The sequence below is a fragment of the Mesorhizobium sp. B2-3-15 genome (assembly GCF_006442875.1).
GTDB lineage: Bacteria > Pseudomonadota > Alphaproteobacteria > Rhizobiales > Rhizobiaceae > Mesorhizobium > Mesorhizobium australicum.
This window is the reverse complement of sequence record NZ_VFVO01000010.1, coordinates 214,794-227,924: the sequence shown is the minus strand read 5'-3', so window position 1 is coordinate 227,924 and position 13,131 is coordinate 214,794. Positions and strand designations below refer to the sequence as shown.

Below are 13,131 nucleotides of genomic sequence, written 5' to 3'. Positions count from 1 at the left end.
GCGATTCGGACGTTGTCGCGTCAGTCTCAGCCAGGGGAGCCGCGACCATAGGCCAGCGCCACGGCCTCGACGAGGTCTTCGCCCGAATAGGGCTTGGTGACCAGCCTTACCCCCGGGAAAGACGCCTTGATCTCATCCGCATCCGAATAACCGGACGCAAACACGAACGGGACGCCGGTCTCACGAAGGCCCGCGGCAAATTCGAGCGTCGAGGCGCCACCCAGCATCAGGTCGACAATGGCCGCGTCGAAATCCTTCGCGACCTTCCGGCCATCGACCTCGGCCAAATCGCGGGCAACCACCACCTCGCCTGCACCGTGGTCACGGCAGAGTTGCTCGACATCCATGGCGATGAGGAATTCATCCTCCAGGACAAGAATGCGCAATCCATCAAGTAATTGGGGCACAGGCAATTGCTCCTTGAAACGCCGGGAGTCATGATCGTAATTTGGTGTGTTGTCATTTAAAAAAGACATCCGCCGACAGGCCGATCTCGGCAACGCGCTAAAACAGACCTGCTCACGGCAGGCATTCGCAAGGGGCCGAAATGCCGAGCCAGACCGGGCGCTCTTCCTCAAGCCGTCAATACCCCTGCGAGCAATGCCCGTTGCGGGCCCTGCCGGTGTTCCGGGAGTTCGAGAAGCCGGAGCTTGCCTTCATCAGCAAGTTCAAGAAGGGAGAACTCGCGGTCGACAAGGGTGCCACGGTCCTCGTGGAAGGAAGCCACAGCGCGCATCTCTACACGGTGCTGTCCGGCTGGGCGTTCCGCTACAAGCTGCTGCAGGACGGCCGCCGGCAGATCCTCAATTACCTCATGCCCGGCGATCTCATCGGTCTGCAAGGCAGCGTCATGGGGGAAATGCAGCATTCCGTCGAGGCGCTGTCGCCAATGCTGCTTTGCGTGTTCGAACGCGACAATCTGCTCGAGATCTACCGCAACCATCCGGGCCTCGCCTACGACATCACCTGGATCGCTTCGCGTGAAGAGCGGATGCTGGACGAGAACCTGCTCAGTGTCGGCCGCCGCAGCGCAATCGAACGCGCCGCCTATCTTGTCGCCTTCATCGCCAGCCGCGCCAAGGTCGTGGGCCTGAACGGCACGCAGTCCATCCAGATACCGATCACGCAGCAGCACATCGCCGACACGCTTGGCTTGTCGTTGGTTCACACCAACAAGACGATCCGCAAGCTGATGGACCGTCAGCTGATCGTCTGGCGCGACGGCGGTTGCGGCGTCGTCGATATTGAAGGTCTGAAACGGCTCGCCGGCTGGGAGGGGCTGGCCGAGGGCCGCCGGCCGCTGATCTGACCGACACCTTGCCGGGGCGGATCGGGTGCGCGTGACGGGGGTTTTCGGGTAGTTTGTCCCGACATCGGAACCTTGAGACGCAAGGCGCGTTTGAAATCGAGCAATCACAAGGAGTTAAGCAATGGCCACCGTCGCAGGGAAGACAGCCAACGAAGCGCGGACGAATCCGGATCTGGAAGCCGACATCAGGCAGCTGAAGGCCGATATCGACAAGCTCACCAAACAATTGGCCAAGACCGGTGAACACGGCTACGGCACTGCGCGGCGCGCGGCGGCCGAAGGCGTCGAACAGTTGCGCGCCCAAGGGGAGGCCGCCTTCGACAGCTTGCGCGGTAATGCCAGGGATATCGAGGCGCAGATGGTGGCAAGCGTACGCGAAAAGCCGGTGACGTCGCTGGCTATCGCCGCGGGCGTCGGCTTCCTGTTCGCGCTGCTCACGCGTCGCTAGTTCCGCCGAGATGGGACTGCTGGCATCGTTGCTCTCGGGTTTCGCCTCGGGCGAAACCGTGGCCGCCATACGTCGAGCACGGACGGCGGCCATCGTCTATATGCTTGCCGCGCTGGCGGTGTTTTGCGGTATCGGCTTCCTGGTCGGCGCGGCCTATATCTGGGCATCGGCCCGCTATGGATCGCTGGCGGCGGCGATTGGTTTCGGTGTCGGCTTTCTGGTCATCGCAGGCCTTGTTCTTTTGACCCATCGGCTGATGTCGGGCACGCTGATGCGCCGCGAGGCTAGGCGGCGCAAGACCGACATGAAAGCGATCGGCATTACGGCCGCGCTCGCTGTGCTTCCGGCATTGCTCAAAGGTGGGCTCAAGGGAAAAGGTGGGCTCGGGGTTATTCTTGGTCCGGCCGTGGCACTCGCGGCCTATGCCATCTACCGCGAGAATGTGAAGTCCGACACCGACCACCACCCGGATGCCGGCGAGGGGTAGTCGCGCCGGCGGCCATGCTCACGTCATCTCGACAGATCTTCCAGCGGCATCGATATTTCGGCGAAGACCCCATCTCGCCGGAATTCATGGGTTACTTCGCTCGAAATGACCTTGGCCAGGCTGCGCCGGATGAGGATCGAGCCGAAGCCTTGCCGCTCGGGCGGCGCGACTTCAGGACCGCCGCTTTCGTGCCAGGTGAACACCAGGCGCCTGTCACCATTCTTGCCTTGCGCTTTCCAGTCGAGATCAACCTTGCCTGACGCAACCGACAGTGACCCATATTGCCACGCGTTGCTGGCCAATTCGTGCAAGATCAGCCCGAGGCCGACGGCCTGATCGGGCGACAGCAGCAGATCGGCGCCCGAGATTGCCAGCCGCGGCTGGGCGGCGTTGTCGAAAGGCCGGATCTCGATCTGGACGAGTTCGCGGATGCCGATACCGCGCCACTCGCGGTCGGACAGCAGGCCATGGGCGATACCCAGGGCTTGAAGCCGCGCGCTGAAGGCTTTGAGGAATTCGCTCGGCTGGCGGGCATGGCGCACGGTCTGCGTCGCCAGCGCCTGGACCGTCGCCAGCGTGTTCTTGACCCGGTGGTTGAGTTCACGCAGCAGGAGCCGTTGCCGTTCGTCACCGAGCTTGCGTTCCGAAATGTCGTAGTTGACGCCGAAAATCAGCGTCGGCTTGCCTTCGCCATCGCGCTCGATGACACGGCCGCGCGTGGCCACCCATCGCGGTGGATGGAAGCCATTCACCCGGTATTCGCCAAAATAGTCGTCACTGCCGGTCAAGGCATCACGAAAGCTGGTTTCGGTCTGGTGGACGTCGCGTGGATCGATGGCTGTCAGAACATCGCGGGCCCGCAACCTTGTCGAGCGCGGCAGGTTGAACAATTCCGGCAATCGGACGTCGCAGTCGATGACGTCGGTGCGGACGTCTCAGGCCCAACTTGCCAGCGAAGCAGCATCGAGGGCGACGGCGCGCCGCTTTTCCTCGCGCGCGAGCGCGGCTTCGGCGACAGCGCCGGTGCGGGTCGCGTGCTTCAGGGTGAACAGGCTGCCGGCGAGGCCGGCGAGCGTTTTCAACTGGTCGAGCCTGGAGCGGGACGGGTGGGCACCCGGCTTGCGGTGCATGACGCACAGGGTTCCGATCCGCGCTCCCGCGACAATGATCGGGACGCCGGCATAGAAGCGCACATGATGCTTGCCGGTCACCAGCGGATTGGCGTCAAAACGCTGGTCGGCTGCTGCATCCGTCACCACCATCGGCTCATCGCCAGCGGCGATGGCGTGCGCACAGAAGGAGATGGCTGTCGTAATCTGTGTTTCTTCCATGCCAGAACGGGATTTGAACCATTGCCGATCGAGGTCGACAAGTGTGACCAGGGCGATCGGCGCGCGCATCACGGCGGCGGCAAAGCCGCCGATGCGGTCGAAATCCGGGTCGGGCGCCGTATCAAGCATCTCAAGCCAGTGCAACACGGCCAGCCGGTGCTCGTCCTGCACGGCGCGCGCAACCTCGGCCGGCAGATCGGCTGCTGTTTCCACCCTGCTATTCAAACCAAGTTCCCGTGGCTTGCCTTGATGTCCTCGCCGTCGCCGGCCCGGGACAGCCCTGCAGCCGGAACCATCCTTGCGAGGGACCGTTACCCGAGCGTGATTTGCCGATCGCGTCAGCCGACGCGAAACCAGACGAGGACCCGCCATGGCCAGGAACATTCCCGAAAACAAAGCGCGTCAGGGGCGGTGGGGCTGGCATGGGTTTCGAATCCTGATCGCCGGACTGCTCCTGGTGCTCGTCGCCTGGGGCGTCGCCGAGATCTACGGCGTGTTGATCAAGGCGCCGAACAGCGACGAGCAACATGTCCCCACGCCGCCGAGCACCAGTCCGGCGCCCTCCGGCTGAAGTCAGTCCCTTGATGACTTCACACGGCATCAGGCGGCCTTCACCTGGGCGACGCTGGCCGGCACCAGCACATTGAGCGCTCCAGGTTTGATTTCGATCGTCGTCTCACGATCGAGCCTGACCAGTTCGCCGTCCATGACGGCGCGGAATTTCCTGCCGCCGGAATGGATTTTGAGGGTCACCCTGTCGGCCTGGTGGATTTCGACATGTTCGTTGTCACGCCACTTGCCGCGCGCCACGTTGAACAAAAACTTGACCAGTTCGGCGCGCTGCTGCGCTACCGTGACGTAAATGCCGAGCACGCCACCGGCCGGATTGTCGGCATAGGGCAGGTGACCTTCGCCGAAGAGATTGTTGGTCACGCCGAGGCCGGATATGCGGGCAGTCATCTCCGCTTCACCGATGCCGAGCGTGACCTTCATTGCCGGCGGGTTCTTGATCGTTGCCCAGGCTGCCTTGGCTGAAGCGCCGATCTTGCCCAGGCGTGAGCCGAATTCCATGCCCTGGCGCAGTTGCACCATCTTGGCATGCATGCCGATCGAGAACTGATGAACGAAAGGCTGGCCATTGGCCGTTGCCATGTCGACTGCGATGATTTCGCCGTCGGCAAAGGATTTCAGCGCCGCATCGAGCGACTGCGGAATACCAAGGCCGCGCGCGAACAGGTTCATGGTGCCGGCCGGCAATATGGCGAGCGCCTTTTTCCTGCCCATCAGCCTGGCGGCCGCGGCCGAGATGGTGCCGTCACCGCCTCCGGCGAGCACGACGTCGACGGTGTGGCGCGACGCAGCGCTGTCGAGAGTGTCCACGACGTCCTTGCCGGCAACGATGTCGATGCTGAGAGAGTGGCCCGCCGATTCCAGCGTCTGACGCATCCGGTCCGAAAAGGCGGCGAGATCGGTGGTGCGCAAGGTGCCGCCGTCCCGGTTCAGCACCGCCGCGAATTTCATGCCCCGCTCCGCTGATCACCTCAAACCCGACCGGGGTATCCCAGCCAGCGGCTGAAACGCGTCAGACCAGGAATAGTTCCGGCAGGGCGGAAACTCCGGCCAGACCCAGGTTTTCGGCAATGGGCAGTCAGATCCGCTTCTTGGGTTTTGGCTTCGGCCATCGCGGTTTTTGTCGGAACAACGGCATGGTCACGACGTTGTGAACCTGCAGAGATGTCGCGTCCGATCCCCAGCGAGGGGTTCAACCGGGCGCGGCATGTACGAAATCAGGCACGAGGAGAGACCATCATGATCCGCACCCTTTTAGCGACGACCGCCCTTGCGACAATGGTTGCAACCGGCGCCTTCGCGCAGAGCGCTGCAACCCCAGCCCCCGCGAACCAGCCCGCCGCCCAGGAGCCGGCCGCGACGGCGCCGGTACCGCGCGCTGAAGGCAGCATCGTCACCAACATCATCGGCGAAACCGTCTACAATGGCACTGGCGACAATGCCGAGAATATCGGCAAGGTCACTGACGTGGTCTTCGACAAGGACGGCATGGCGAAATCCGTCGTCATCGGCGTCGGCGGTTTCCTTGGCGTGGGAACCAAGAATGTCGCCTTCGACTACGACAAGCTGCAATGGGCCGAGAAGAACGGCAATCGCTGGCTGGTGGCGCAGACCACCAAGGACGAACTGAAGGCGCATCCGGAGTTCGACAGCAAGGCTTACGCGCCGGCCCCGGCCGCAGCGACGACCGCACAGGCGCCGGCCACATCGACCGATACCGCGCAGCAGTCCACGAACGCCGAGCCGGTCAAACCGGCTGATGGCAACCTCGCCACAAACATCATCGGTGAAAATGTCTACAACGGCACCGGCGATGACGCCCAGAAGATCGGCGATGTGAACGACATCGTGCTGACCAAGGAAGGCAAGGCGCAGTCGCTGATTATCGGCGTCGGCGGGTTCCTGGGCATGGGCGAAAAGAACGTGGCTTATGATTTCGCCAAGGCGCAGTGGGCACAGAAGAACGGCGACCGCTGGCTGGTGGCGCAGACCACCAAGGAAGAGCTGCAGGCGCAGCCGGATTTCAACCGCAAGGCCTATGATCCGGCGCCGGCAACGACGGCATCCAATGAACCGGCGCCAACCGCGCCCGCGGCGGCGCCGTCCGCCGCGACAGCTCCCGCCGCCGCTCCGGCGGACAAGACCGCGGCGGCGCCGGCTGACGCCACGGCTCCTGACCAGACACAGACCGCGGCCATCGACAAGTCCAAGCTTACCGAGATGCCGGTTGGAGAGATCAGGGGCGACGACCTGAAGGGCACGACGGTCTATGGCGCCAACGACGCCAAGGTCGGTGAGATCGGCGATGTGGTGCTCACGCCCGACAAGAAACCCGACGCCGTGATCGTCGATGTCGGCGGCTTCCTCGGCATTGGCGAGAAGGAGGTCGCGGTCGGCATGGATAATTTGAAGTTCATGACCGACAAGAACGGCAAGAAGTACCTTTATACGACCTTCACCAAGGAGCAACTCGAGAAGCAAGCGGCTTACGACAAGGGCTCCTACGCCCAGAAGCGCGACGAGCAGCGTCTGATCGTCCGGTAGAATACTTCGACAGACAAGGATACTTCGATAGGCAAGGATACAGGGCGGTAGGGTAATCCCCTACCGCCCTGCTTGCGACGTGGAATATCCAGCCACTCCGTTTTCCGTCAGTTCCAAAAGGGCAAGCGACTGGTCGAGATGTTCGGCCCGCCAGGCGAGCAGCCTTTCGGCGAATTCCAGCCGGGTCGAACGATGTGCCGGGCTGCCGGCGAGGTTCTTCAATTCGCCAGGGTCGTCCTCCATGTCGAAAAGCAGCGGCGGCAGGCCGCCGCCAAAATGCACGTACTTGAATTTCTTCGTGCGGATGACAGCGAGGTTGCACTGGCGCGAGGTGATGCCGAAATGCCGTTCCGCTTCACCGCCGGCGATCGAGCGAAAGTCGAACTCCCAGTGCGCGGCGTCGCGCCAAATGGCGGGCGTTCCACCGCTCAGGAAGGGTTTCAGCGAGCATCCGTCAAGGTGCGGTTCGGGAGCCACGCCGAGCAGGTCGATGAGCGTAGGCAAAATGTCCACCGCTTCGGTGAAGCGATCGACAGCGCTGCCGGCAGCCTTGCGGTGGCGTGGATCGCGGATGATCAGCGGGATATGGTAGCTGCCGTCGAAATAGCCGCCCTTACCCAGCATGAAGTGGTCGCCCATCATTTCAGCATGGTCGGAGGTGAGCACGATGATGGTGTTGTCCCACGCGGCTTCGGTCTTCAGCGCTTGCCACAGGCGGCCGAGCTGCGCGTCCACCTCCGAGATCATGCCGTAATAGATCGCCCTGATGCGGCGGAAATCATCCTCGCTCCAGTCGTGCACTTTGCCCGCGGCGCCGGGGCGGAACTTCGCTCGTTTTTGGCGATCGAGATCATAGGCGACGTAGGGGTGGCCCTGAGATTCGGCGCGCCAACTTTCCGCGCGGTGAAAAGCGGGGCCGTCCGCGGGATCGTATTGAGTGTTGTACGGTTCCGGTACGATGAAGGGCGGATGCGGGCTGATAAAGGAAAGATGCGCAAACCACGGCGTGGCCTCGTCCTGCTCGCCCAGCCAGCGGATGAACTCGCCGGCAAGGAAGGCCGTCGGCGTCTGGTCCCTGGAGTAGACGGGTGGCGCTTCGGTCACCGCACCGTCGACCTCGCCCACCGGACGATGAATGTCAGGACTTCCAGCGCCGGCATCGATGCCTTGCTGCTTCAGCCAGGACAGCCACTGCTTCTGATGTTCGGGCAGCAATTGGCGCGCCGTGAAGCCGGGCAGAACACCCTCATAGCTGTGCAACCGCGGATCGGCCGGTGCAAGCTGGCGCGGATCGAGCGACACATCGGTATAGCCGAACAAGGTCGGATCGTAACCGACGCTGCGCGCGGCGAGCGCAATATTGCCATGGCGGGCGTCGAGCGGCGTGCCGTTGCGGCAGACACGATTGTTCATCTGATAGAGGCCGGTGTAGAGGCAGGCACGGGCCGGTGAGCAAGGCGCCGCGCCGCCGTAATGGCGCTTGAACAGCACGCCGTCGGCGGCCAGCGCATCGGCATTCGGCGTCTTCACCTGGGGATGGCCGACAGCCGACAGGCAATCGCCGCGCCACTGGTCGCAAGTGATGAGAAGGACATTTGGCCGCCTGCCTTTTCCAGTCATTTGCGCTTACCCCTCTCCAGCACGTCGAATGCGCACATGGAACCGATTCCATCCACCGCGCAAGACCAGGGCTGTTTGCCAAACGGTGAACAAGGATCTTGGGATTGTTCACTTTTAAGGCACAGTCCATCCTGTGTTTGCAGCCTTTGCCATACTTGCTCGTATCCTCATATTGGCCAGGAGAGCGGCGAGGGCCGCACAAACACCAACGGAAGGAGCAGAGACCATGCTCGACCAGATCAAGGGCCTGCATCACGTCACCTCGATGGCCAGGGATGCACGGCAGAATAATGATTTCTTCACCCACAAGCTCGGCCTGCGCCGGGTCAAGAAGACGGTCAATTTCGACGCGCCCGACGTCTACCATCTCTATTATGGCGACGAGGCCGGCACACCCGGTTCGGTGATGACCTATTTCCCGTTTCCCAACATAGGCAAGGGCCGTCCTGGCGTCGGCGAAGTCGGCACCACGGTCTATTCCGTGCCGGAAGGCACGCTCGCCTCTTGGGAAAAACGCTTCACCGACGAAGGCGTAACCAATGTCGCCCGCGAGGAAAGCTTTGGCGAGAAGCGGCTCGCATTTGCCGGCCCGGACGGCGATGGCTTTGCACTGGTCGAGGACAAGGCCGACGGCAGAGCGCCCTGGGTGAAGGGCGGCGTTGCCGCGGACGAGGCGATCCGCGGCTTTCACTCGGTTTCGCTGAGGCTGAAGGATGGCGGCGCCACCGAGGAGCTGTTGAAGTTCATGGGTTACGAGGAGGTCGACAAGTCAGGCAATGTCAGGCGGCTCGCCGTCAAGAACGGCAATGGCGCCGATTTCGTCGATATCGAAACGCTGCCGACCGCACCCTTCGCCGATCTCGGCGCCGGCTCCGTTCATCATGTCGCCTTCGCCGTCGAGAATCGCGCCAAGCAGCTCGAAGTGCGCAAGGCGCTGATGGATACGGGCTATGGGGTGACGCCGGTGATCGACCGCGATTATTTCTGGGCGATCTATTTCCGCACGCCGGGCGGCGTGCTGTTCGAAGTCGCCACCAATGAGCCGGGTTTCGACAAGGACGAGGACACCGCCCATCTCGGCGAGGCGCTGAAGCTGCCGACGCAGCATCAGCATCTGCGGCCGTATCTCGAACAGCATCTGCAGAAGCTGGAGGGTTGAGACGATGAGCAAGGACGCTTACGCCCACAAGGTGCTGCCTGGTTCGCCGGGTGGTCCGCTGCTTTTCGTTTTCCATGGCACTGGCGGCGACGAGAGCCAGCTTGTCTCGCTGGGGCGCGATCTCGCGCCCCAGGCCACCATTGTCTCGCCGCGGGGCGATGTGTCGGAGCAAGGTGCCGCGCGCTTCTTCCGCCGCACCGGCGAGGGCGTCTATGACATGGACGACCTGGCGCGGGCCACGGCCAAGATGGCGGGCTTCGTCCAGGCCCATGTCGAGGCGGCGAAGCCATCGGCCGTGCTCGGCCTCGGCTATTCCAATGGCGCCAACGTCCTGGCTTCGCTGGTGTTCGAAACCCCTGACCTGTTCGACGCCACGGTGCTGATGCATCCGCTGATCCCGTTCGAGCCGCAGGTGAAGGGCAGTCTTGCCGGTCGTCACATCCTGGTGACCGCCGGCAGGCGCGATCCGATCTGCCCGCCGAACCTGACGGCGCGGCTCGAAGCCTATTTGCGCGCCGACGGAGCCGATGTCACAGTGGAGTGGCACGAAGGCGGGCACGAGGTGCGGCCAAACGAAATCGAAGCGGCGCGGCGGCTTTTCGCCACCATCGCCCAAGGAGTGTAGAGATGCCCGATCAATTGCCAGAGATCGAGCTTGAAGATCGCGGCTCCAAGGGTCGCTACGTCCTGCGCGGCGCCGGCGGTGCCGAGGCGGAGATGACCTTCACCAAGATCGGCGAGCACCAGCTGATCATCGATCACACCGAAGTGCCGGACGCCTTTCGCGGCCAGGGCGCCGGGCTTCGGCTCGTCACCCGTGCCGTCGAGGACGCGCGGGCAGCAGGCAAGAAGATCATTCCGCTCTGCCCGTTCGCCAACGCCCAGTTCCGCCGTCACCCGGAATGGGCGGATGTGCTGAAGCAGTAGGGTCCGCAAGCACAAAGCGGATGTGCAGGAACAGAGCTAAACGGGCGGTCATTGCCGTCCCGTTGGCTTTGTAATTTGCCCCGGCGGCACATCTTGCCTAGATATGATATATCGCCCTGCCGACAAACAGACCGAATGATCCCCCATATGACCGAAACAGACCTCGTCCCCGTCTTTGACGGCCACAACGACACGCTGCTGCGTTTGCACCAGGCGAAAGACGCGGACGTCGAGAAGCTGTTCATCGAAGGGAAATCGGGCGGCCATATCGACTTGCCGCGCGCCAGGGCCGGCGGATTCGCCGGCGGCATGTTCGCCATCTTCCCGCCGCCGGTCGAGAAAGCGCGGCGCAGCGCCGTGCCTTCGGCGCCGAGCGACAGCGAACCGCTGCCGCCCGAGGTGCCGCGCGCCGATGCGCTCAACTCGACGATCGCGATGGCGTCCATCCTCTTCCGGCTGGAGCGCGCCGGTGCATTGGCGATCTGCCGCAGCGCCGGCGATGTGCGCAATGCCATGGCGCAAGGCACGATCGCCGCGGTGTTCCATATCGAAGGCGTCGAGGCGATCGATCCCGAACTCACCATGCTCGACGTGCTGCATGCCGCGGGCTTGCGCTCGCTCGGCATCGTCTGGAGCCGGCCCAATGCGTTCGGTCACGGCGTGCCGTTTCGCTTTCCGTCCTCGCCGGACACCGGTCCGGGCCTGACCGATGCCGGCAAGGCGCTGGTCAAGGCCTGCAATGAACTGAGGATCATGATCGATCTCTCGCATCTCAACGAGAAGGGTTTTCGCGACGTCGCAGCGCTTAGCGATGCGCCGCTGGTCGCCACCCATTCCAACGTGCATGCGATCTGCGGCCATTCTCGCAACCTCACCGACTGGCAGCTCGGCGCGATCCGCGACTCCGGCGGCATGGTCGGGTTGAACTTCGCCACCGGCTTCCTGCGCGAGGACGGCCGCATGAATGCCGACACCAGCCTCGACATCATGGTGCGCCATATCGATTCCCTGCTGCAGGCTTTGGGCGAGGATGGCGTCGGTCTCGGTTCGGATTTCGACGGCGCCATGATCCCGGCGGTCATCGGCGACGTTGCCGGTCTGCCGAAACTCATCGATGCGCTGGCGGCGCGCGGTTTTGGCCGCGCGCTGATCGAAAAGATTGCCTACCGCAACTGGCTAAGCATGCTGGAAAGAACGATAGGTTAGGACGCCTTATTCGAAGCCCATGCGCTTCAGCCAGTCCTTGCCGACGCCGCGATCGCGAATGATCGGCAGCGGGTTTTCCGCATCGAGCCGAGCGCAAATGCGATAGACCTCCAGCGTCTCGGCGCTCATCTCGCCGCGCTTGTAGAAGAACATGGCGGCGGCATAGCGCGTGCGGCCAGACCATTTCTCGCCGAGCGGCGTGTTGACCAGCTCCCACTGTTCGGCGGCTTCACCTTCTTCCTGTTGCTTGCCCGCTCCCTCGGTCATGGTCAGAAATCCGCCGGCGGATTGGCGGTACGGCGGTCGAGCTTGATGAAGGGTCGCGCCACCACCTTGGCCCGTTTCATCAGCTTCTGGTACTGCAGCTCGCGCATGGCGTAGATCTCGACCCAGAGGTCTTCCACGACGGTATCGCCATAGGGCCGCGCCAGCGAGGCGATGGCGATGTTGCGCTTGGCCATCGGCGACCACATGGCGGCGCTGACCAGGCCGACCTCCTGGCTCTTCCTGTGATAGACGATCGCGTGTTCGGCCGGGATGTTGCCTTCAATCTCCAGTCCGACGAGGACATGCCGAAGCTTGCGTTTGGCGCGGGCCTCGAGGATGGCGCGGCGGCCATTGAAATGGCCCTTGTCCAGATCGACCATGAAGCCGAGCCCGATCTCGTCGGGCATGCGCAACCGGTCGGCGCGGATGGCATGTTCGGCGGTGGTGAAATCGGCGTTGGCGACTATCAGCCCAGCCTCGATACGGGCACGGTTGAGGGCGGTGTAGCCGATTGCCCTGATGCCGCGCAGTTCCCCAGCTGTCATCAGCCGATCCCACAGGCTCAGCGCCTTTTCGGCCGGAACGAACAGTTCGTAACCGAGATCGCCGGTAAAGCCGGTGCGTGAAATTATGGCCGTGCCGCCGTCGTGCGGGAATTCGGCAAGGTCGAATATTTTCAGCCTCTCGACACCGGCAAAACCGGCGTCGCGCAGCACAGCGAAGGATGTGGGCCCCTGCAAGGCGAGCCCGGCGACGGCCTCGGTCTCTTCCTCGACGATGACGTCGAAACCAAGGGCGCTGTCCAGCAGCCACGGCAGATGCCGCTCCTGCGAACACAGCCGGAAGCGGGTCGGCGAAAGTCGGAACAGCGTCCCGTCGTCCAGCACAAAACCCTCGTCGTCACACCAAGCGGTGTAATGAACGCGGCCGGTCCTGAGCTTGGTGACATCGCGCAAGGTGACGCGGTCGAGGAAGGCCTGGGCATCCGGTCCTTCGATCCGGTATTTGGTCATCGGCGAGATGTCGAAGAGTGCTGCCTGACTGCGGATGGCGAAATATTCGAGCTCCTCGTCCCAAAGCGAATGCGGCGCGCGGTAGCCGGCCCAATTGTACCAGTCCTGGGTCTTGGCCAGCGCGTCGAGGCGCGGCTGGAACGGCGTGCCGAGGCGCAGCGTGCGGAAGTGGGATTGGGCTGCGATGCGGGCTGTCAACGGAATGGAGGCTTGATGGGTCATGATGGCGCCATGGAGTGCAGCGTCGGCC

General features: G+C 63.3%; 14 protein-coding genes and 1 pseudogene. 9 read left to right on the top strand and 6 right to left on the bottom strand.

Annotation, left to right across the window (positions count from 1 at the left end; all coding sequences use genetic code 11):
• Nucleotides 1-26: 26 nt before the first annotated feature.
• Complete coding sequence (locus tag FJ954_RS21325) at nucleotides 27-407, bottom strand: response regulator (RefSeq protein ID WP_167331110.1); 381 nt, start codon at nucleotides 405-407, stop codon at nucleotides 27-29.
• A gap of 140 nt (nucleotides 408-547) precedes the next feature.
• Here FJ954_RS21325 and FJ954_RS21320 point away from each other — a divergent pair, with 140 nt between their 5' ends.
• The 3 genes from FJ954_RS21320 (at nucleotide 548) to FJ954_RS21310 (ending at nucleotide 2,244) form a co-directional block, all read left to right on the top strand.
• On the top strand, nucleotides 548-1,309 hold the full coding sequence (locus FJ954_RS21320) for a Crp/Fnr family transcriptional regulator (protein WP_140662971.1): 762 nt from the start codon (nucleotides 548-550) through the stop codon (nucleotides 1,307-1,309).
• 121 nt (nucleotides 1,310-1,430) lie between these two features.
• Nucleotides 1,431-1,757: a DUF883 family protein gene (locus tag FJ954_RS21315; protein WP_015315401.1), complete on the top strand. Its 327-nt coding sequence runs from the start codon at nucleotides 1,431-1,433 to the stop codon at nucleotides 1,755-1,757.
• A 10-nt stretch (nucleotides 1,758-1,767) separates the two neighbouring features.
• Entirely contained in the window at nucleotides 1,768-2,244 is a 477-nt protein-coding gene (locus FJ954_RS21310) for a hypothetical protein (protein WP_140662969.1), read from the top strand.
• Between the two features lie 23 nt (nucleotides 2,245-2,267).
• On the opposite strand, the pseudogene FJ954_RS21305 reads toward FJ954_RS21310, so the two are convergent.
• Nucleotides 2,268-3,800: pseudogene (locus tag FJ954_RS21305) on the bottom strand (HWE histidine kinase domain-containing protein).
• Nucleotides 3,801-3,945: 145 nt separating this feature from the next.
• Here FJ954_RS21305 and FJ954_RS21300 point away from each other — a divergent pair.
• The gene (locus tag FJ954_RS21300; RefSeq protein ID WP_023774118.1) at nucleotides 3,946-4,146 is read left to right on the top strand and encodes a hypothetical protein; all 201 of its coding nucleotides are present in this window, start codon (nucleotides 3,946-3,948) and stop codon (nucleotides 4,144-4,146) included.
• Between the two features lie 29 nt (nucleotides 4,147-4,175).
• On the opposite strand, the gene FJ954_RS21295 is transcribed toward FJ954_RS21300, so the two are convergent.
• Nucleotides 4,176-5,096, bottom strand: a complete 921-nt coding sequence (locus tag FJ954_RS21295) for a diacylglycerol kinase family protein (protein ID WP_140662967.1) — start codon at nucleotides 5,094-5,096, stop codon at nucleotides 4,176-4,178.
• 288 nt (nucleotides 5,097-5,384) lie between these two features.
• On the opposite strand from FJ954_RS21295, the gene FJ954_RS21290 reads away from it, so the two are divergent.
• Nucleotides 5,385-6,689, top strand: a complete 1,305-nt coding sequence (locus FJ954_RS21290; RefSeq protein ID WP_140662965.1) for a PRC-barrel domain-containing protein — start codon at nucleotides 5,385-5,387, stop codon at nucleotides 6,687-6,689.
• A gap of 60 nt (nucleotides 6,690-6,749) precedes the next feature.
• Here the strand turns inward: FJ954_RS21290 and FJ954_RS21285 are convergent, their stop codons facing one another.
• Nucleotides 6,750-8,309 carry an alkaline phosphatase family protein gene (locus FJ954_RS21285; protein ID WP_140662963.1) on the bottom strand — a complete coding sequence of 520 codons (1,560 nt, stop codon included), beginning with the start codon at nucleotides 8,307-8,309 and terminating at the stop codon, nucleotides 6,750-6,752.
• Nucleotides 8,310-8,535: 226 nt separating this feature from the next.
• On the opposite strand from FJ954_RS21285, the gene FJ954_RS21280 reads away from it, so the two are divergent.
• The 4 genes from FJ954_RS21280 (at nucleotide 8,536) to FJ954_RS21265 (ending at nucleotide 11,601) form a co-directional block, all read left to right on the top strand.
• Nucleotides 8,536-9,468: a VOC family protein gene (locus FJ954_RS21280; protein WP_140662961.1), complete on the top strand. Its 933-nt coding sequence runs from the start codon at nucleotides 8,536-8,538 to the stop codon at nucleotides 9,466-9,468.
• 4 nt (nucleotides 9,469-9,472) lie between these two features.
• Nucleotides 9,473-10,093 (top strand): alpha/beta hydrolase, encoded by a 621-nt coding sequence (locus FJ954_RS21275; protein WP_140662959.1) that lies wholly within the window; start codon nucleotides 9,473-9,475, stop codon nucleotides 10,091-10,093.
• Between the two features lie 2 nt (nucleotides 10,094-10,095).
• On the top strand, nucleotides 10,096-10,395 hold the full coding sequence (locus FJ954_RS21270; protein WP_015315410.1) for a GNAT family N-acetyltransferase: 300 nt from the start codon (nucleotides 10,096-10,098) through the stop codon (nucleotides 10,393-10,395).
• Nucleotides 10,396-10,542: 147 nt separating this feature from the next.
• Nucleotides 10,543-11,601, top strand: coding sequence for a dipeptidase (locus FJ954_RS21265; RefSeq protein WP_140616741.1), 1,059 nt, complete (start codon nucleotides 10,543-10,545; stop codon nucleotides 11,599-11,601).
• Nucleotides 11,602-11,607: 6 nt separating this feature from the next.
• Here FJ954_RS21265 and FJ954_RS21260 read toward each other — a convergent pair whose 3' ends face one another.
• Together FJ954_RS21260 and FJ954_RS21255 are read right to left on the bottom strand one after the other, a co-directional pair.
• Nucleotides 11,608-11,868 carry a hypothetical protein gene (locus FJ954_RS21260; RefSeq protein ID WP_140616742.1) on the bottom strand — a complete coding sequence of 87 codons (261 nt, stop codon included), beginning with the start codon at nucleotides 11,866-11,868 and terminating at the stop codon, nucleotides 11,608-11,610.
• 2 nt (nucleotides 11,869-11,870) lie between these two features.
• A complete protein-coding gene (locus tag FJ954_RS21255) occupies nucleotides 11,871-13,103 on the bottom strand; it encodes an aminomethyltransferase family protein (protein WP_140616894.1) in 1,233 nt (410 codons plus the stop codon).
• Between the last annotated feature and the right edge of the window lie 28 nt (nucleotides 13,104-13,131).